The 17,507-nt window shown below is 71.8% G+C and carries 19 protein-coding genes; 12 read left to right on the top strand and 7 right to left on the bottom strand.

What is annotated here, in order from left to right; translation table 11 throughout:
- Nucleotides 1-99 precede the first annotated feature (99 nt).
- Together ACFYP3_RS04865 and ACFYP3_RS04860 are read left to right on the top strand one after the other, a co-directional pair.
- Nucleotides 100-1,302: a sensor histidine kinase gene (locus ACFYP3_RS04865; protein WP_388826767.1), complete on the top strand. Its 1,203-nt coding sequence runs from the start codon at nucleotides 100-102 to the stop codon at nucleotides 1,300-1,302.
- A gap of 17 nt (nucleotides 1,303-1,319) precedes the next feature.
- Nucleotides 1,320-1,994 carry a response regulator gene (locus ACFYP3_RS04860; RefSeq protein WP_388826764.1) on the top strand — a complete coding sequence of 225 codons (675 nt, stop codon included), beginning with the start codon at nucleotides 1,320-1,322 and terminating at the stop codon, nucleotides 1,992-1,994.
- A gap of 34 nt (nucleotides 1,995-2,028) precedes the next feature.
- Here ACFYP3_RS04860 and ACFYP3_RS04855 read toward each other — a convergent pair whose 3' ends face one another.
- Entirely contained in the window at nucleotides 2,029-3,414 is a 1,386-nt protein-coding gene (locus ACFYP3_RS04855) for a PH domain-containing protein (protein ID WP_388826761.1), read from the bottom strand.
- Nucleotides 3,411-3,902 (bottom strand): PH domain-containing protein, encoded by a 492-nt coding sequence (locus ACFYP3_RS04850; RefSeq protein ID WP_388826758.1) that lies wholly within the window; start codon nucleotides 3,900-3,902, stop codon nucleotides 3,411-3,413. The genes ACFYP3_RS04855 and ACFYP3_RS04850 overlap by 4 nt, the downstream gene beginning before the upstream one ends.
- 31 nt (nucleotides 3,903-3,933) lie before the next feature.
- On the opposite strand from ACFYP3_RS04850, the gene ACFYP3_RS04845 reads away from it, so the two are divergent.
- The 3 genes from ACFYP3_RS04845 to ACFYP3_RS04835 all read left to right on the top strand — a co-directional run bounded on the left by ACFYP3_RS04845 (nucleotide 3,934) and on the right by ACFYP3_RS04835 (nucleotide 6,373).
- Nucleotides 3,934-5,076, top strand: coding sequence for an NADH-quinone oxidoreductase subunit D (locus ACFYP3_RS04845; RefSeq protein ID WP_388826755.1), 1,143 nt, complete (start codon nucleotides 3,934-3,936; stop codon nucleotides 5,074-5,076).
- A gap of 63 nt (nucleotides 5,077-5,139) precedes the next feature.
- Nucleotides 5,140-6,084, top strand: coding sequence for a nucleoside hydrolase (locus ACFYP3_RS04840; protein WP_388826752.1), 945 nt, complete (start codon nucleotides 5,140-5,142; stop codon nucleotides 6,082-6,084).
- A gap of 73 nt (nucleotides 6,085-6,157) precedes the next feature.
- Complete coding sequence (locus tag ACFYP3_RS04835) at nucleotides 6,158-6,373, top strand: hypothetical protein (protein WP_030720437.1); 216 nt, start codon at nucleotides 6,158-6,160, stop codon at nucleotides 6,371-6,373.
- Between the two features lie 56 nt (nucleotides 6,374-6,429).
- Here ACFYP3_RS04835 and ACFYP3_RS04830 read toward each other — a convergent pair whose 3' ends face one another.
- The 4 genes from ACFYP3_RS04830 to ACFYP3_RS04815 all read right to left on the bottom strand — a co-directional run bounded on the left by ACFYP3_RS04830 (nucleotide 6,430) and on the right by ACFYP3_RS04815 (nucleotide 9,934).
- On the bottom strand, nucleotides 6,430-7,443 hold the full coding sequence (locus ACFYP3_RS04830) for a hypothetical protein (RefSeq protein WP_388826749.1): 1,014 nt from the start codon (nucleotides 7,441-7,443) through the stop codon (nucleotides 6,430-6,432).
- 109 nt (nucleotides 7,444-7,552) lie between these two features.
- Nucleotides 7,553-8,530, bottom strand: a complete 978-nt coding sequence (locus tag ACFYP3_RS04825; protein WP_388826746.1) for an ABC transporter substrate-binding protein — start codon at nucleotides 8,528-8,530, stop codon at nucleotides 7,553-7,555.
- 32 nt (nucleotides 8,531-8,562) lie between these two features.
- On the bottom strand, nucleotides 8,563-9,231 hold the full coding sequence (locus ACFYP3_RS04820) for an ABC transporter permease (RefSeq protein WP_388826743.1): 669 nt from the start codon (nucleotides 9,229-9,231) through the stop codon (nucleotides 8,563-8,565).
- Between the two features lie 4 nt (nucleotides 9,232-9,235).
- Nucleotides 9,236-9,934 (bottom strand): ABC transporter permease, encoded by a 699-nt coding sequence (locus ACFYP3_RS04815; protein ID WP_388826740.1) that lies wholly within the window; start codon nucleotides 9,932-9,934, stop codon nucleotides 9,236-9,238.
- Nucleotides 9,935-10,081: 147 nt separating this feature from the next.
- Between ACFYP3_RS04815 and ACFYP3_RS04810 the strand changes: the two genes are divergently transcribed.
- Nucleotides 10,082-11,044 carry an ABC transporter ATP-binding protein gene (locus ACFYP3_RS04810; protein ID WP_388826738.1) on the top strand — a complete coding sequence of 321 codons (963 nt, stop codon included), beginning with the start codon at nucleotides 10,082-10,084 and terminating at the stop codon, nucleotides 11,042-11,044.
- A 66-nt stretch (nucleotides 11,045-11,110) separates the two neighbouring features.
- Here ACFYP3_RS04810 and ACFYP3_RS04805 read toward each other — a convergent pair whose 3' ends face one another.
- On the bottom strand, nucleotides 11,111-12,220 hold the full coding sequence (locus ACFYP3_RS04805) for an alpha/beta hydrolase (protein WP_388826735.1): 1,110 nt from the start codon (nucleotides 12,218-12,220) through the stop codon (nucleotides 11,111-11,113).
- A 152-nt stretch (nucleotides 12,221-12,372) separates the two neighbouring features.
- Between ACFYP3_RS04805 and ACFYP3_RS04800 the strand changes: the two genes are divergently transcribed.
- From ACFYP3_RS04800 to ACFYP3_RS04775, 6 genes are all read left to right on the top strand, one after another.
- Nucleotides 12,373-14,220 (top strand): phosphatidylglycerol lysyltransferase domain-containing protein, encoded by a 1,848-nt coding sequence (locus tag ACFYP3_RS04800; RefSeq protein ID WP_388826732.1) that lies wholly within the window; start codon nucleotides 12,373-12,375, stop codon nucleotides 14,218-14,220.
- A 129-nt stretch (nucleotides 14,221-14,349) separates the two neighbouring features.
- Nucleotides 14,350-15,222 (top strand): dihydropteroate synthase, encoded by an 873-nt coding sequence (folP, locus tag ACFYP3_RS04795; protein WP_388826729.1) that lies wholly within the window; start codon nucleotides 14,350-14,352, stop codon nucleotides 15,220-15,222.
- Between the two features lie 25 nt (nucleotides 15,223-15,247).
- Nucleotides 15,248-15,691 (top strand): nuclear transport factor 2 family protein, encoded by a 444-nt coding sequence (locus ACFYP3_RS04790; protein WP_388826726.1) that lies wholly within the window; start codon nucleotides 15,248-15,250, stop codon nucleotides 15,689-15,691.
- 129 nt (nucleotides 15,692-15,820) lie between these two features.
- Nucleotides 15,821-16,180, top strand: a complete 360-nt coding sequence (gene folB, locus ACFYP3_RS04785; protein ID WP_030010912.1) for a dihydroneopterin aldolase — start codon at nucleotides 15,821-15,823, stop codon at nucleotides 16,178-16,180.
- A complete protein-coding gene (folK, locus tag ACFYP3_RS04780) occupies nucleotides 16,177-16,785 on the top strand; it encodes a 2-amino-4-hydroxy-6-hydroxymethyldihydropteridine diphosphokinase (protein WP_388826723.1) in 609 nt (202 codons plus the stop codon). Before folB ends, folK begins: the two co-directional genes overlap by 4 nt.
- A 54-nt stretch (nucleotides 16,786-16,839) precedes the next feature.
- Entirely contained in the window at nucleotides 16,840-17,328 is a 489-nt protein-coding gene (locus tag ACFYP3_RS04775; protein ID WP_030720407.1) for a DUF3180 domain-containing protein, read from the top strand.
- The last annotated feature ends 179 nt before the right edge of the window (nucleotides 17,329-17,507 follow it).

Genomic DNA, 17,507 nt, shown 5'->3' with positions numbered 1-17,507 from the left:
AGGCTAAGCTCGACTCCACCTTCGGGAGTACGCCCCCGAGGCCAGGTTCGAACCTCTGGTTGACTCCAGCACCTATCACCGTTCCCTACGCTGGGTTACGTGCAGCGCCTCTACGACTTCCTCCGCAGACACCCGACGGGCGTCGACAGCTTCTGGGCTGTCCTCCTCTTCGGGGTCTCGATGCTGAACGTCGTGGGCGAGCCCGACATCAGCCGGCCCCTGAAGTTCGCCGCCGTCCCCGTCGTGCTCGCCCTGAGCACGGCCGTGGCCCTGCGCCGCAAGTGGACGCAGGCGATGTTCTGGCTCACCCTCGGGGCGGGCGTCTTCCAGCTCTCCCTGGGGATCATCGCGGGCGTCTGGGACCTCGCCATGTTCGTGATCCTCTACACCGTCGCCGCGAGCGAGGTCCCGCGCTGGGTCTCGCGCACCGCGCTGGGCTGGGGGCTGGCGGCCGCGCCGCTCTACTTCGTCCGCTTCGGCGTGGACAAGGGCAGCAACGACGTCGACAACCTCCTCTTCGCCATCTTCATGATCATTCCGTTCGTGCTGGCGTGGGTGCTGGGCGACTCGCTGCGCACCCGCCGGGCCTACTACGCCCAGCTGATCGAGCGCAACCAGCGGCTGGAGAAGGAGCGCGAGGCCCAGGCCAAGGTGGCCGTGGCCGGCGAGCGCGCCCGGATCGCCCGCGAGCTGCACGACGTCGTCGCGCACAACGTCTCGGTGATGGTGGTCCAGGCGGACGGCGCGGCGTACGTCATGGACGTGGCCCCCGAGCAGGCCAAGGAGGCCCTCCAGACCATCTCCGGCACCGGCCGCCAGGCCCTCGCCGAGATGCGCCGGCTGCTGGGCGTCCTGCGCACCGGCGAGCCCCAGGAGTCCGAGGACTACGTGCCGCAGCCCGACGTCGAGCAGATCGAGGTCCTGATCGAGCAGGTGCGGGCGGCCGGGCTCGTGGTGGACTTCGAGGTCGAGGGCGCGCCGCGGCGGCTGCCCAGCGGGGTCGAGCTGACGGCGTACCGGATCGTGCAGGAGGCGCTGACCAACACCCGCAAGCACGGCGGCCCGGAGGCGACGGCCAGCGTCCGGCTGGTCTACTTCGACGACGGGCTCGGCCTGCTGGTCGAGGACGACGGCCGGGGCGCGGCCCACGAACTGTACGAGGACGGCGGCGCGGACGGCGCCGGGCACGGACTGATCGGCATGCGCGAGCGCATCGGTATGGTCGGCGGAACCCTGGACGCGGGCCCGCGTCCCGGCGGCGGCTTCCGGATCAGCGCACTGCTCCCCCTGAAGAACAGATGACGAGGACGAGGTAACTGATGTCCATCCGAGTGATGCTGGTCGACGACCAGGTGTTGCTGCGCACCGGCTTCCGGATGGTGCTCGCCGCCCAGCCGGACATGGAGGTCGTCGCCGAAGCGGGCGACGGCCTGGAGGCGCTGGAGGTGCTGCGGGCCACGAAGGTGGACGTGGTGCTGATGGACGTCCGCATGCCGAGGCTGGACGGTGTCGAGGCGACGCGGCGGATCTGCGAGCCGCAGGAGCACCCCAAGGTCATCATCCTGACCACCTTCGACCTGGACGAGTACGCCTTCTCGGGCCTGAAGGCCGGTGCGAGCGGCTTCATGCTGAAGGACGTCCCGCCGGCCGAACTGCTGGCGGCCATCCGCTCGGTGCACAGCGGGGACGCGGTGGTCGCCCCGTCCACGACGCGGCGGCTGCTGGACCGCTTCGCGCCGATGCTGCCCACGACCACGCAGGAGCCGCAGAACAAGGAGATCGAGCGGCTGACGGAACGCGAGCGCGAGGTCATGCTGCTGGTGGCCCAGGGGCTGTCGAACGGGGAGATCGCGGCCCGGCTGGTCCTGTCGGAGGCGACCGTGAAGACCCACGTGGGCCGCATCCTGACGAAGCTGGGGCTGCGCGACCGCGTCCAGGTGGTGGTCCTGGCGTACGAGACGGGCCTGGTCCGCGCGGGCGGCGGCGCCGGCTAGCCCCTCGCCGCAGGGCACGGGGGTCCTGCTCGGCTCACGGCTCCGGCTGCGTCATCCAGCGGTCCGGGCGGGCCGAGGCGCGGGAGGTGCGGGCGCGGACGGCCTGGGCGGCCAGCAGGGCGGCGGCCTCGTCGGCCGCCCGCAGCCGGGCCGTGACGGTACCGTTCGCGCCGGTGTCCACGTGCACGTCGGCGAGGCCGCCGGCGCGGGCCCACGGGCCCTGGCTGAGACGGACGCTCTGCGCCTTGGCGTGCGGGACGATCTCCGTACGGCGGCACAGGCGGCCGTGCCGGGCGGCGAACACCTCCGGGGAGACGGCCAGCGCGTAGCCCTTCCACCACACCGGGACCACCCAGCGCGAGCCGGCGCGCGGGGAGCCGGAGAAGGCCAGGGCCGCCAGGTCCACCCCGGGCAGCACCCGGGCGATCACGGCGTACGCGGCGGCCCGCGAGGCCACCGGGACCAGGACCTCGTTCTTCGAGCCGGCCACGGCCAGCTCCACGCGGACCCGGTCGCGCCGCCGCCACAGCAGCGGCTCCACGATCCGTACGGTCTGCACGCGCCCCGGCGGCACGGTCTCGTGGGCCCGGTCCAGCATGCCGTGGTCCAGGCGCAGCCCGTCCGGTGACTCCGCGACCCGCCAGTCGTACTCCGCGAGGAAGCGGCCGGCGGTGCCCGCCCAGACCGCGCCGAGCAGCGGGAGGAGGGCGACGACGGCCGCCCACGGGCTGGAGCTGAACCACCACACGGCCACCGGCGCGACGATCCCGGCCGCGAGCGCGCCCAGGACGCCGAGGCTGAGCAGCAGCGACACGACGAGCTCGCGCGGGCTCACGCGCAGCAGCTCCGTGTCGGGGGCCTCGCCCAGGCGCACCGCTTCCTCGGGGGCGAAGCCCGCCGCGCGGGCGAGGAGTTCGGCGCGCAGGGCGACGGCCTCCTTCTCGCCGAGGAAGGACAGCTGGTCCTTGTCGTCGGTGCCGATGACGTCGAGGCGCAGGCTGGCGACGCCGGTCAGGCGGGCCAGCAGCGGGCGGGTGACGTCCACGGCCTGAAGGCGGTCGAGGCGGATGTGCGCGGTGCGGCGGAAGAGCAGTCCGGTACGGATGCGCAGTTCGGTGTCGGTCACGGCGTAGTGGGTGAACCACCAGCTCAGGAAGCCGTACACGGCGAACACGAGGATGATGCCGACCAGCGCCAGCAGCCGGAGCAGGACGGACAGGTCCGCGACCCACTTCTGGGCCTGGTCGCCCTGCTGGGCGACCACGCCGACGGTCGCGGCGATCGGCACCCAGGCGCGGCGCAGCGGCGTGAAGGGGTGCAGCCGCCGTCCGTCCGCGCCGGGCTCGACGCCGGCGGGAGCGGCCGCGGGGGCGGCTGCGGGGGTCAGCGGGTCGCCGCCCGCCGGGCTTCCGGCGGTCACAGGCCCGCCGACCTTGCCTCGCCGAGGGCGGTGAGGCGGTCGCGCAGCCGCTCCGCCTCGGCCGGCGCCAGGCCCGGGATCTTGGCGTCGGTGGCGGCCGCGGCCGTGTGCAGCTGGAGGGAGGCCAGCCCGAAGCGCCGCTCCAGCGGGCCCGAGGTGACCTCGACCAGCTGCATCCGCCCGTAGGGGACGACGGTCTCCTCCCGCCACAGCACCCCGCGGCTGATCAGCAGGTCGTCCGCCCGCTCGGCGTACCGCCAGGACCGCCAGTTCCGGCCGAGGAGCACCCAGCCCCAGCCCAGGACGGCGAGCCACACCAGCCCGAGGGCCGCCCACCCGGGGCCGACCGTCAGCCCCAGGACGACGGCGGTCAGGGCGGCGAAGCCCGTCGCCCAGCTCACCAGCAGCAGCCGCCGCAGAGTGAGCAGCCCGCCCGGCAGTCCCACCCACACGGGCCCGCCCGTCTCACCCTCTGTCCCCGTATCCATCCACCAAGCGTAGGGCTGAGACAATGCCCGCATGACGGAGACCACGGTCGGCATCGGCGGAGCGGCGGAGAGCACCGACATGGTGCTCAACATCGGCCCCCAGCACCCTTCCACGCACGGCGTGCTGCGCCTGCGCCTCGTCCTGGACGGCGAGCGGATCGTCAGCGCCGAGCCGGTGGTCGGCTACATGCACCGCGGCGCCGAGAAACTCTTCGAGGCCCGCGACTACCGGCAGATCGTGATGCTCGCGAACCGCCACGACTGGCTGTCCGCGTTCTCCAACGAGCTCGGTGTGGTCATGGCCGTCGAGCGGATGCTCGGCATGGAGGTCCCCGAGCGGGCCGTGTGGATGCGGACCCTGCTCGCCGAGCTGAACCGGGTGCTGAACCACCTGATGTTCCTCGGCTCGTACCCCCTCGAACTGGGTGGGATCACCCCGATCTTCCACGCGTTCCGCGAGCGCGAGGAGCTCCAGGCCGTCATGGAGGAGATCTCCGGCGGCCGCATGCACTACATGTTCAACCGCGTCGGCGGCCTCAAGGAGGACCTCCCGGCCGGCTGGCTCGGCCGGGCCCGCGCCGCGATCGCCGACGTCCGCACCCGCATGGACGTCTACGACAAGCTGGTCCACGGCAACGAGATCTTCCGCGCCCGCACCCGCGGCGTCGGCGTCCTGTCCGCCGAGGCGGTGCACGCGTACGGGGTCTCCGGCCCGATCGCCCGCGCCTCCGGCGTCGACTTCGACCTGCGCCGCGACGAGCCGTACCTGGCCTACGGCGAGCTCCAGGACGTCCTCAAGGTCGTCACCCGCACCGAGGGCGACTGCCTGGCCCGCTTCGAGTGCCTGCTGGACCAGACCCACAACGCGCTCGAGCTGGCCGTGGCCTGCCTGGACCGGATGGCGGAGCTGGCGCCGGGGCCGGTCAACCAGCGGCTGCCCAAGGTCCTGAAGGCGCCCGAGGGCCACACGTACGCCTGGACCGAGAACCCCCTCGGCATCAACGGCTACTACCTCGTCTCGAAGGGCGAGAAGACCCCGTACCGGCTGAAGCTGCGCAGCGCCTCGTACAACAACATCCAGGCCCTGGCCGTCCTGCTGCCGGGGCAGCTCGTCGCGGACATGGTGGCGATCCTGGGCTCGCTGTTCTTCGTGGTCGGAGACATCGACAAATAAGGCCCGCCCGAGCGGCTCTGCGGCGGCAGACTGGACGGGTCCCGTCCGACGAGGAGGTCGCCCGTGCCCGTCCCGATCATCATCGACTGCGACCCCGGGCACGACGACGCGCTGGCGATCATGCTGGCGGCGGCGAACCCGGCGGTCGACCTGCTGGCGATCACCACCGTCGCCGGCAACCAGACGCTGGAGAAGACCTCCCTCAACGCCCGCCGGGTGTGCACCGTCGCCGGGATCACGGGCGTGCCCATCGCCGCCGGGTGCGACCGGCCGCTGCTCCAGCCGCTGGCCGTCGCGGACGACGTGCACGGCGCGTCCGGGCTGGACGGCCCGCGGTTCCCCGAACCCACGGTCGACCTGGTCCCCGAGCACGCGGTGGAACTCCTCCACCGGATCCTCCTGGACCACCCGGAGCCGGTCACGCTGGTCCCCACCGCCCCGCTGACCAACATCGCCCTGCTGCTGACCCGCTACCCCGACAGCGCCGCCCGCATCCGCGAGATCGTGCTGATGGGAGGCTCCACCGGGCGGGGCAACCGCACCCCGGCGTCGGAGTTCAACATCCACACCGACCCGGAGGCCGCGGACATCGTCTTCCGCAGCGGGGTCCCGGTGACCATGTGCGGGCTCAACGTCACCCACCAGGCCCTGGCCACGCCCGAGGTCCTGGCCCGCTTCGAAGCCCTCGGCACCGAACTCGGCGACATCTGCGCCGGATTGCTGGCCTACTTCGCGTCGACGTACAACCGGCTGTGGAACATGCCCCACCCCCCGCTGCACGACCCCGTCGCCGTGGCCCGCGTGATCGACCCGGCCGTCGTCGAGTGCGTGGAGGCGAACGTCACCGTGGAACTGCACGGCCGGTACACGCGCGGGGCCACCGTCGTGGACCTCCACCGGTACCTGGACCGCCCGGTCAACGCGAAGGTCGCCGTGTCCCTCGACACCCGGCGCTTCTGGGACCAGATGGTCGATGCCGTCGCGGCCCTCGGCAGGACCCGCCCGTGAGCTCCGCGGCCCACGCGGCCCGGCTCGCCGGCCGGCGGGGCCGATGTCGGCGGGGCAGGGCAGACTGGGGTCCATGTCCCACTCTCCCCGTCGGGCCTGCCCCTCCTGCGGCCGCGACTGCGCCGTCACCGCCGGCCGGATCGCCCGCCACGACCCCCCGGCCGGGCGCGGACGCGGCGACCTGGTGTCCTGCCCCGGATCCCGGGCCCGGGTGGTGCTCGGCGCCTCCGCGCCGACGCTGGACGGCTTCGTGCTGCCCGAACACCCGGGACAGCTCCCGCTGTTCTGAGACCCCGACCCGAGCCGACCAGCAGCGGGGCGACGGGAGCCGGACGACGGCGGGCGCTACGAGATCGCGGTGCGCAGCCGGACCACGTCGATCGGCTCGGTCTCGTCGTGGGCCGTGAGGTCGATGACCTGGCCCACCGCACGGGTCTCGGCGGTCGCCGGCTTGAACTCCGGTCCCGGCGCGGCCTCGCCGGACTCCGCCTTGTGGACGGCGAGGGCCTCGGCGCCGACCACGTCGGCCAGGTCCTCGTTCTGGACCGCCTCGATCACCGCGCGGGCCTGCGCCGCGTTCTTGGTGCCGAAGAAGTCGAAGCCGCCCTCGACGCGTGAGGTCGTACGCCGCTGGGCCGCGTACGGGGCCACCGCCGCGGCCGGCCGCCGGGCGGGGACCGACGAGGCGGGAACGGACGAGGCGGGAACCGGGGACGCGGGGGCCGGGGACGCCGCGGCGGGCGCCGGGGGCAGGGCCGCCTGCGTCTGCTTCCTGCGGGCCAGCGCCCCCAGGGCCGCGTGGGCCCGGGCGTAGCCGACCGAGGTGGGCGCGCCCGCCGAGGTGCGCTCCTCGGTGACGGCCGGAAGTTCCTTCTGCGCGGCGGCCGGAGCCGCTGCGGCCTCGATGGCCAGCAGCCGGCGGCCCTCCAGGGCGCTGGCGCGCTCGGTCTCGGCCGTCGCGTAGCGCCGCAGCAGCGCCGCGTGCTCGCCCCGCAGCCCGGCCAGTTCGACCCGCTTGGCGCGCAGCTTGGCGTCGAGCCGGTTGCGCAGCACGCGGGCCTCTTCGAGATCGGATTCGAGCTCGGCTATGCGCTCGTCCGTCCGCCACTCGTCCTTGACCCGCTCGCGGGCGAGCTCCGCGACGCGGCGGCCCGCCGAACGGTCCCAGGCGCGCATCACGACGGCGCCGCCGATCCCGGCGGCCGCGGTGAGGGCCACGAGCAGCCTCAGCGCGGTGCCGTCGTCGGGGCCCGCGAGCAGCCAGGCCGCTCCGGCGCTGATGACGGACACACCTGCGATGGTCGTCGGCGTGAGCAGCCGGTGCAGGGGTTCGGGATTGCGGTGGCGTCCACGGGGCATGGCCCGAAATTTACAGGGCGTGGGGGTCCAGCGGGATACCCGCCCGGCAATCTCTTTGCCGCTCTTCCCGGGCAGGTACGCCGCATTCCTCCGTCAACCGGCGTGACTTCTACTTCTTGAGAAGGCCCTTGGACTCCAGGTAGGCCTTCGCGACGTCCGCCGGCTTGGCGCGCTCCGCGTCCACCTTCCGGTTCAGGTCGACCAGATCGGCCGTCGTGAGGACCTTGGTGAGCCGGTCGAGGGCGGCCGCGACCTCGGGGGCGCCGGCGTCCTTGGCGTTGACCACCGGGAGCACGTTGTCGGCGTTCTGGAGCTTCTTGTCGTCCTCCAGCAGGACCAGGCCGAAGCCGTCGAGGGTGGCGTCCGTGGTCGTGGTCAGCACGAGCTGGTCGGCGCCGTCCTTGACGGCCTGCTTGGCCTGCGGGGTGCCGACGCCCTTCGGGTCAATACCGGAAACCTGAATTCCGTATGTCTTCGTCAACCCCGGTGCGCAGAAGGGCCGTACGGAGCATTCGTCGCCCGCCGCGATCTTCACCTTCAGCCCGGACCTGCCAAGATCCGAAAGCGTCTTCAGGTTGTTCTTCTGGGCGAATTCCTTGGTCACCGCGAATGCGTTCTGGTCGACGGCCCCGCCCGCGGGCAGCGCCTTCAGCCCGAGCGGGGCCGCGAGCTTCTCCAGGGCCGCCACCGTCGCCGCGAGGTCGCTCGACGCCACCGGCTTCTCCTCGGGCGCCTTCGGACCGTTCACCTTGGCGTTGAGGAACTCCGCGAGCGTGGCCGCGTACTCCGGGACGACGTCGATCTCGCCCTTCTCCAGCGAGGGCTCGTACAGCTCGCGGTTGTTGACCGTCTTGACGGAGGTGCCGTAGCCCGCGTCCTTGAGGACCTGCGCGTACAGCTCCGCCAGCACGTTCGACTCGGTGAACCCGGCGGCGCCGATCACCAGACTGCCCTTGCCGTCCGAGGCCGGGGCGGACGAACCGCCGTCCTTGCTCTTCTCCAGGCTGTCGCCGCCGCACGCGGCCAGCGACACCGTCAGCGCAAGGGCGCCCAGGGACGCGCCGAGGACGCGCGTGGTCTTGGTCATGGAGCAACTCCGTTTCGAGCGATGGACAGGAATCAGCGGTGGCCCGCAGCCCGCGGCAGCAGTCGGTCCGCCGCCACCAGCACGCCCTCGACCAGCAGGGCGAGAACGGCCACCAGCAGGGCGCCCGCGACGACCTGCGGGGTGTTGTACGTGTTGAAGCCGGCCGTGATGATCCGGCCGAGACCGCCTTGGCCGACCATGGCGGCGATCGTGGCCGTGGCGATGACCTGCACCGCTCCAGAGCGCAGCCCGGTCATCACCAGGCCGCGCGCGAGCGGCAGTTCGACGTGCAGGAAGAGCTGGCCGCCGGACATGCCCATGCCCCGGGCGGCCTCAACCACCGCGCGGTCCACCTCGCGCATGCCGACGTACGCGTTCGTCAGCAGCGGCGGCAGGGCGAACAGCACCAGCGCGGCGATGGTCGGCACGTAGCCGGCGTTGCGCAGCGGGGAGACCATGAACAGCGCCAGCACCGCGAATACCGGAACGGCCCGGCCGATGTTGGAGACGTTGATCGCGAGGGCGCCGCCCTTGCCGAGGTGGCCGAGGTACAGGCCGACGGGCAGCGCCAGCGCGCAGGCGATCGCCAGGGCGACCCCGCTCACGTACGCGTGCTCGCCGAGCCGGTGCCAGACCCCGCTCTCCCCCGACCAGTGGGCACCGTCCGCCAGCCAGTCCCAGGTCTGTCCCAGTACTCCCACGGCCTCAGGCCCCCTTCCCCGGAGCCGCCGGCCGGGCTCCGGCCCGGGTCCACGGCGTGAGCAGCCGCTGGACGCCCAGCAGCAGCAGGTCGGCCACCAGCGCGAGCAAGACGCACAGCACCGAGGCCGTGAGCACCTGGGCCTTGAACGAGCTGTTCACCGCCGGGGCGATGAGGTTGCCGAGGCCCCCCTTGCCGACGATGGAGCCGACCGTGGTCAGCGCGACCGTCGAGACCGTGGCGATCCGTACGCCGGCGAGCAGCGCGGGCAGCGCCAGCGGCAGTTCGACCTGCCACAGCAGCCGGCCCGGGCCGTACCCCATGCCGCGCGCGGCCTCCCGCACCTCCTCGGGCACGGCCTCCAGGCCGGCCAGCACGTTGCGCACCAGGATCGTCAGCGAATACAGCACGAGCCCGGTGACCACCAGCGCCGCCGAGAGCCCGAAGAGCGGCAGCAGCAGGGAGAACATGGCCAGCGACGGGATCGTGTAGAGCAGCGTGGTGAGGGCCAGCACGGGCGCCGCCCAGCGGCGGCTGCGCCGGGCCAGCAGGGCGAGCGGCACGGACACGGCTATGCCGATCAGGACGGACACGCCCGTGATCCAGAGGTGTTCGAGGGTGGCGTCCGCGAGCTCCTGGGAGCGGGAGGTGACGTAGTCCCAGCAGATCCAGTCGTTCGCCACCAGGCAGTTCCGCCCGGCCATGCACCCCACCCCCCGTCATCGAACACATGCTTCCCGATCACATCCACGAGCGACCATAACCCGCAGCGCCCTCCATGGCCGGAATCCTTCGCACCGGAGCAACACGCCCTTCACAAAACCGCACCGCCCGTGCGGAAGGATGGACCCGTGATCCGATTCGAGCATGTGACCAAGCGCTACCCCGACGGGACGACAGCCGTCGAGGACCTGTCCTTCGAGGTGGCGGAAGGTGAGCTGGTCACGCTCGTGGGACCGTCCGGCTGCGGCAAGACGACCACGATGAAGATGGTCAACCGGCTGATCGACCCGACCTCCGGCCGGATCCTGCTCGGCGGCGAGGACATCGCGGCCGCCGACCCGGTCGAGCTGCGCCGCCGCATCGGGTACGTCATCCAGCAGGTCGGGCTGTTCCCGCACAAGACGGTGCTGGAGAACACGGCGACCGTGCCGCAGCTGATCGGCACCCCGAAGGCCAAGGCCCGCGCCCGGGCGGCCGAGCTGCTCGAACTGGTGGGACTGGACCCGGCCGTCTACGGGGGCCGGTACCCGGAGCAGCTGTCCGGCGGCCAGCGCCAGCGCGTCGGCGTGGCCCGCGCGCTCGCCGCCGACCCGCCGGTGCTGCTGATGGACGAGCCCTTCGGCGCGGTGGACCCCGTGGTGCGCGAACGGCTGCAGAACGAGTTCCTGACCCTGCAGAAGACGGTCCGCAAGACGATCCTGCTCGTCACCCACGACCTGGAGGAGGCCATCCGGCTCGGCGACCGCATGGCGGTCTACGGCGCGGGCACCATCGAGCAGTTCGCCCGCCCCGCGGCGGTCCTCGGCGCGCCGGCCACCCCGTACGTGGCCTCCTTCGTCGGCGCCGACCGGAGCCTGAAGCGGCTCGCGGTCACCGCAGTCGAGACGGCCGACCTGACGACCGTCGAGGGCAGCGCCCCGGCGACGGCCGTGGAGCTCGGCGCGACCCTGCGCGAGGCCCTCGCGGCCCTGCTCCAGGAGGACTCGGGCCGGATCGGGGTGACGGACCCCGACTCCGGCGCCCTGGTCGGCGTACTGACCCCGGAGGGCGTGCACCGGGCCCTGCGCCGGGCCCAGTTGCAGGAGGCGTAGCGCACAGCACGCGCGAGGGCCCGGCTCTCCCGAGCCGGGCCCTCGCGCGTGCGTGCGTCCACGGCCTCAGGCCTGGATGCGCCCGCTCATCCACACCAGCATCGGCGGGATCTCCCGTCGCCACGTGTTGAAGTTGTGGCCACCGCTGTCGAGGATGATCGAGGAGACCCGGTCCGGGCCCTGCACCTTCTTGATGAACTTCCGGGTGTCACCGAGGTTCGGCTCGCCCTTCTCACTGCTCGTCACGAGGAAGGACGTACCGCTCGGCTTCTTGTGCTCGATGCTGTGCAGCACGTCCGCGCGCTTCTTCAGCTTCTCGTCGCCGTGGAACAGGTCACCCGTCGTCGGGTCGTCCGGGGCGTCGTAGTACGCCGACAGACCGGCCGCGGCACCGAACGTCTGCGGGTAGTGCGCGGCGATCTTCAGGGCGCAGTAACCGCCCGTCGAGTTGCCGATGAAGCCCATGTTCTGCGGCTTCTTGCCGACCCGGAAGGTGTTCGTGATGGCCTGCGGAAGGTCCTCGCCGAAGAAGGTCTCGGTCTGCGGGCCACCGGGTATGTCGACGCACTCCGTGTCACGCGGCGGCGCGATGGTCGGGCGCAGCATGACCAGGATCATCGGCTTCATCTTGCCCGACTTGGACAGGCTGAAGGCCTTCATGGGGTAGTCGAGCCCTTTGATCAGGTTCTCGGCGGTGCCCGGATAGCCCGTCAGGACGATGGAGGCGGGGAAGTTCTGGTCCTTGTGCTGCGGCTGGAAGTACTCCGGCGGGAGCCAGACGTAGCCGGGGCTCGTTATCTTCGACTTCTGCCCGGTTATGGCAACCTTCAGGATCTGACCACCGACCTGGGGCTTGGCGCCACCGGGGACGTCCAGCTTCTGCTTGTCGACGACCTTGATGTCGTCACTGCTCATCGAGTGGTCGACGACCTTGCCCATGGACGTCTCCTGGCCGAGCAGGTCGGCCCAGGAACCGTAGAAGAGGAACGACTTGTTAGCCGCGAGACCCACAGCCGAGAACAGCGCCAGCTGCGTCGCCAGCAGGAGCCCGATCCGGCCGACGACGGCACGCCAGGTGCGGCCCGACAGCTTCGGCCACAGCCAGACCGTGGCCGCGAAGAGCAGCACACCGGCCAGGATGGCCAACGCCAGAACCGTAGTACTCGTGAGACCCATGAGCAGTCAGTCGACTTTCTGGTGGCAGGACTTTTTTTTTACGACGAAAGAGTGAACCCGCTCCTCGTCGATGTCGTCCTAAGGGACGCACCACACACCGGAGGCTGTCGCGGCCTTCGGCCACATGATCTCTCGCGGAGCAACGGGAAGCGATGTCTAGCAGGATAGATGGCGATAAGTCGGGACAGGTTCCGAGCAGGGTCCGCCGAATCCTCCGAGGCCCACAGCCGGAGTCGGTGCCCGGCCTGGTAGGTACGGCCGTCATGATCGTCGGCCTTCTGGACATCGCGGCAGGAGTCTTCCCGCGCTTCCGGCACAGCAGGATCCACGCCGTGGCGGAGGTGCTGCCGGTCTTCGGCCCGTTCGCGGCCGCCCTCGCCATCAGCGCGGGCGTCCTGCTCCTCCTCCTCGCGCACGGCCTCAAGCGCCGCAAGCGCCGCGCCTGGCGAGCGGCGGTCGTCCTGCTGCCCGCCGGCGCCGCGGCGCAGTTCCTGTACCGGCACTCGATCCCCGGCGTGGTCATCGCCGCGGTGCTCTTCGCCCTGCTGCTGCGCCACCAGGGTGAATTCAAGGCACTGCCCGACCCCCGCAGCCGCTGGAAGGCCCTCGCGAACTTCGTGCTCATGAGCGCCGGCTCCATCGGCCTCGGCCTGCTCATCGTCAACGTCCACCCGAACAAGGTCGTCGGCAACCCGGGCCTGTACGAGCAGATCACGCACGTCGTCTACGGCCTCTTCGGCTTCGAGGGCCCCGTCGACTACGCCGGCCAGGTCTCCTGGACCGTCGGCTACTCCCTCGGCGCCCTCGGCATGCTGACCGCCCTCACCACCATGTACCTCGCCTTCCGCCCCGAGCACCCCGCCGCCCGGCTCACCGCCGACGACGAGGACAAGCTGCGCGAACTGCTCGCCAAGCACGGCGGCCGCGACTCCCTCGGCCACTTCGCGCTCCGCCGCGACAAGGCCGTCGTCTTCTCCCCCAGCGGCAAGGCCGCCGTCACCTACCGCGTCGTCTCCGGCGTCATGCTCGCCTCCGGCGACCCCATCGGCGACGTCGAGGCCTGGCCCGGCGCCATCGAGCGGTTCATGGAGGAGGCCAAGGCCCACTCCTGGACCCCGGCCGTCATGGGCTGCAGCGAGACCGGCGGCGAGGTCTGGACCCGCGAGACCGGCCTGGACGCCCTGGAACTGGGTGACGAGGCGATTGTCGATGTCAAAGACTTCTCCCTCTCGGGCCGCGCCATGCGCAATGTCCGCCAGATGGTGAAGCGCATCGAACGCAACGGCTACACCACCAAGGTCCGCCGGGTCAGCGAACTCACCGACACCGAGCTGGAGCAGGTGCGCGGCGCCGCCGAGGCCTGGCGCGGCACCGACACCGAGCGCGGCTTCTCCATGGCCCTGGGCCGGGTCGGCGACCCGGGCGACGGCGACTGCTTCATCGCCACCGCCCACCGCGTCGAAGAGGGCGACACCAGCCCCTTCGGCGACCTCAAGGCCGTCCTGCACTTCGTCCCGTGGGGCAACGACGGCATGTCGCTGGAACTGATGCGCCGCGACCGCGCCGCCGACCCCGGCATGAACGAGCTGCTGATCGTCGCCTCCCTGGAGGCCGCCCCCAGCCTGAAGATCGAAAAGGTCTCGCTGAACTTCGCGATGTTCCGCTCGGCCCTCGCCCGCGGCGAGAAGATCGGCGCCGGCCCCGTCCTGCGCATGTGGCGCAGCCTCCTGGTCTTCCTGTCCCGCTGGTTCCAGATCGAATCGCTGTACAAGTTCAACGCGAAGTTCCGCCCCCGCTGGGAGCCCCGCTTCGTGGTCTTCCGCACCACCCGTGACCTGCCCCGCATCGGCTTCGCCGCGATGCAGGCCGAAGGCTTCGTGACCCTCGCCCTCCCGCGCCTCTTCGCGAGCCGCCGCCGCCCCAAGCCCGTCCGCACCTGCACCCACAACCACATGACGACCGTCCCGAAGCAATCGGAACGCGAGGTCCAGGCCGCCTAAGCCGTCTCTTTCGGATCTTGGCGAGGCAAGATCCGGAAGAGACGGCCCAGGCCCCCACCCCACCGGACCCCGGCGGCCGCCAGACCGCCGGGGCCCTTCCGTATCCAGGTCAGCCCTACCCTTGGACCCATGAACACGAAGCGCGGAGCCACCGGCAGGGGCCGGGTCACAGGTCTGCCGGAGTGGGACCGCTGCGCGGTCATGGGCGTCGTCAACGTCACGCCCGACTCCTTCTCCGACGGCGGCCGCTGGTTCGACACCACGGCGGCCGTCAAGCGCGGCCTCGACCTCGTCAAGCACGGCGCCGACCTCGTCGACGTCGGCGGCGAGTCCACCCGGCCCGGCGCCTCCCGCGTCGACGAGGAGGAGGAACTGCGCCGGGTCGTCCCCGTCGTGCGCGGCCTCGCCTCCGAGGGCGTCACCGTCTCCGTCGACACCATGCGCGCGGCCGTCGCCGCCCAGGCCGTCGCCGCAGGCGCCGCACTCGTCAACGACGTCAGCGGCGGCCTCGCCGACCCCGGCATGATCCCGGCCGTCGCCGCCGCCGAGGTGCCCTTCGTCGTGATGCACTGGCGCGGCTTCAGCGCCGACATGAACAGCCTCGCCGTCTACGACGACGTGCTCGCCGAGGTCACCGCCGAACTCCGGGCCCGCATCGACGCCGTCGTGGCCGGCGGAATCGCCCCCGAGCGACTCGTCGTCGACCCCGGCCTCGGCTTCGCCAAGAACGCCGAGCACGACCTGGCCCTCGTCGCCCACCTGCCGGAACTGCGCGCACTCGGCTTCCCGCTGCTGGTCGCCGCGTCGAGGAAGCGTTTCCTCGGCCGGGTCCTGGCCGGCGCACACGACGCGGCCCCGCCGCCCGCCCGCGAGCGCGACGCGGCGACGGCCGCCGTCTCGGCCATCGCCGCCCACCAGGGCGCCTGGGCCGTACGGGTCCACGAGGTACGGGCGACCGCGGACGCGGTTCGCGTGGCCCGCGCCGTGGAAGGGGCACTCTGATCCTCAACGACCGACAAGGAGCACTGTGAGCAGAACCGACATCGAAGCGGTCGAAGAGGTCAACACGGCCTTCTACGAGGCAATGGAGCGGGGGGACTTCGACACGCTGTCGGCGCTCTGGCTGGAAGACGAGATCTCCTGCGTCCACCCCGGCTGGCCCGTGCTCTCCGGCCGCGGCGAGGTGCTCCGCTCATACGCCCTGATCATGTCCCACACGGACTACATCCAGTTCTTCCTCACCGACACCAAGGTGGCCGTCATAGGCGACACCGCCCTGGTCACCTGCACGGAGAACATCCTCAGCGGCGGACCCGCCGAGGACGGCGGCGAGCTCGGCCCGCTCGTCGGCCAGCTCGTCGTCGCCACGAATGTGTTCCGACGCACATCCGAGGGCTGGCGCCTCTGGTCCCACCACGGTTCTCCCGTCCTCACGGAGTCCGAGGACGACGACGAGGACGACGCCTCCTGACCCCTACGGCGGGACCCGGAGTATTTCGCAGGTAAATTCGAAGACGGACGACGCCGACCGCACTCGGCGTGGGCCCATGGCCCCGGGGAGCCCCGGGACCGGAAGCATACGAAAGCAGGAGTGATTCGCGTGGATCGTGTCGCGCTGCGCGGCCTCAAGGCTCGCGGGCACCACGGCGTCTTCCCCCGGGAGCGCGAGGAAGGCCAGACCTTCATCGTCGACCTGGTGCTGCACCTCGACACCCGCCCCGCGGCGGCCGGAGACGACCTGGCGAAGACCGTGCACTACGGGGTGGTCGCCGAGGAAGTCGTCGACGTGGTCCAAGGAGAGCCCGTGGACCTGATCGAGACCCTCGCCGAGCGGATCGCCCAGCAGTGCCTCAAGCACGAAGCGGTGGCGCAGGTGGAGGTCGTCGTCCACAAGCCGGACGCGCCCATCACCGTCCCGTTCGACGACGTGACCATCACGATCACCCGGAGCCGCGCATGAACAACGGACTGAACGCCCAGAGCGACCCCACCGTCCAGCCGGTACCCGCCTCCGTCGTGGAGACGGTCGACGCGGCGGACGTCACCCTGTCCAACCCCAAATGGGCCGTCATCGCGCTCGGCGCGAACCTGGGCAACCGGCTGGAGACCCTCCAGGGCGCCGTCGACGCCCTCGGCGACACCCCGGGCCTGCGGGTCAAGGCCGTCTCCCCCGTCTACGAGACCGAGCCGTGGGGCGTCGAGCCCGGCTCGCAGCCCTCGTACCTCAACGCGGTCGTCGCCGTGAAGACCACGCTGCCCCCGTCCTCGCTCCTGGAGCGCGGCCACGCCATCGAGGAGGCCTTCGACCGCGTCCGCGAGGAGCGCTGGGGCCCCCGCACGATCGACGTGGACATCGTCGCGTACGCCGACCGGGTCTCCGACGACCCCGTCCTCACCCTGCCGCACCCGCGCGCCCACCAGCGCGCCTTCGTGCTGGCCCCCTGGCACGACATCGACCCGGAGGCCCAGATCCCGGGCCGCGGCCCCGTCGCCGCGCTCCTGGCCGAAACCGGCCTGAGCGGCGTCACGCCGCGCCCGGACCTGGAACTCCACCTCCCGGAGTAGTCGTTACCCTGTGGACTGCCTGACGGATCAGCGCGGAAAGCGGGGAACGGGCAAGTGAAGCAACTGAGGCCGGCGGTCCTGGCGGGCATCTTCGTGGTCGCCGGGGTCCTGTCCTGGGCGGGTGCCCGGCTGTGGAACGCCTACGGCACCCTTCCGGGCGTTCCGCTCGCCGCGCCGATCGTCCTGGGCGTCATCGCGGCCGTGCTGCTGGCCACGGCCCTGTCCATGCGCTCCCGGCTCAAGGCACAGCGCGAGCGCCGGCCGGGGGCCAAGGGCGTGGAGCCGCTGATGGCGGCCCGTGCGGTGGTCTTCGGCCAGGCCAGCGCGCTCGTGGCGGCGCTGGTGGCCGGCATGTACGGCGGGGTGGGCGTCTTCCTGCTGACCGACTCCCTCGACATCCCCGCCCGCCGCGATCAGGCCTGGTACGCCGGCGCCTCGGTCCTCGCGGGGGTGGCCGTCATCGCCGCCGCCCTCTTCCTGGAGCACGTGCTCAAGCTCCCCGAGGACGACGACACCACCCCGGAAGCCCCGGCCCGCGCCTGAGACCCGTCACCCGGGCGCCACGCGGAACGTCTGCCGGCCCGTGACCACATCCACTACCGCGCGGCCTTTCACGGCCCTCACAGCCGTGACGGCGGTCTGCACCTTCCGCGACCCGTCGAGTACCCAGAGCCGGTCCCCCACCCTGACTGTTCTGGCCTGGGCCTGCCCGTCCACCCCGT

The sequence above is a fragment of the Streptomyces sp. NPDC005533 genome (assembly GCF_042871845.1).
Classification (GTDB): domain Bacteria; phylum Actinomycetota; class Actinomycetes; order Streptomycetales; family Streptomycetaceae; genus Streptomyces.
This window is presented reverse-complemented; position numbering and strand designations above follow the sequence as displayed.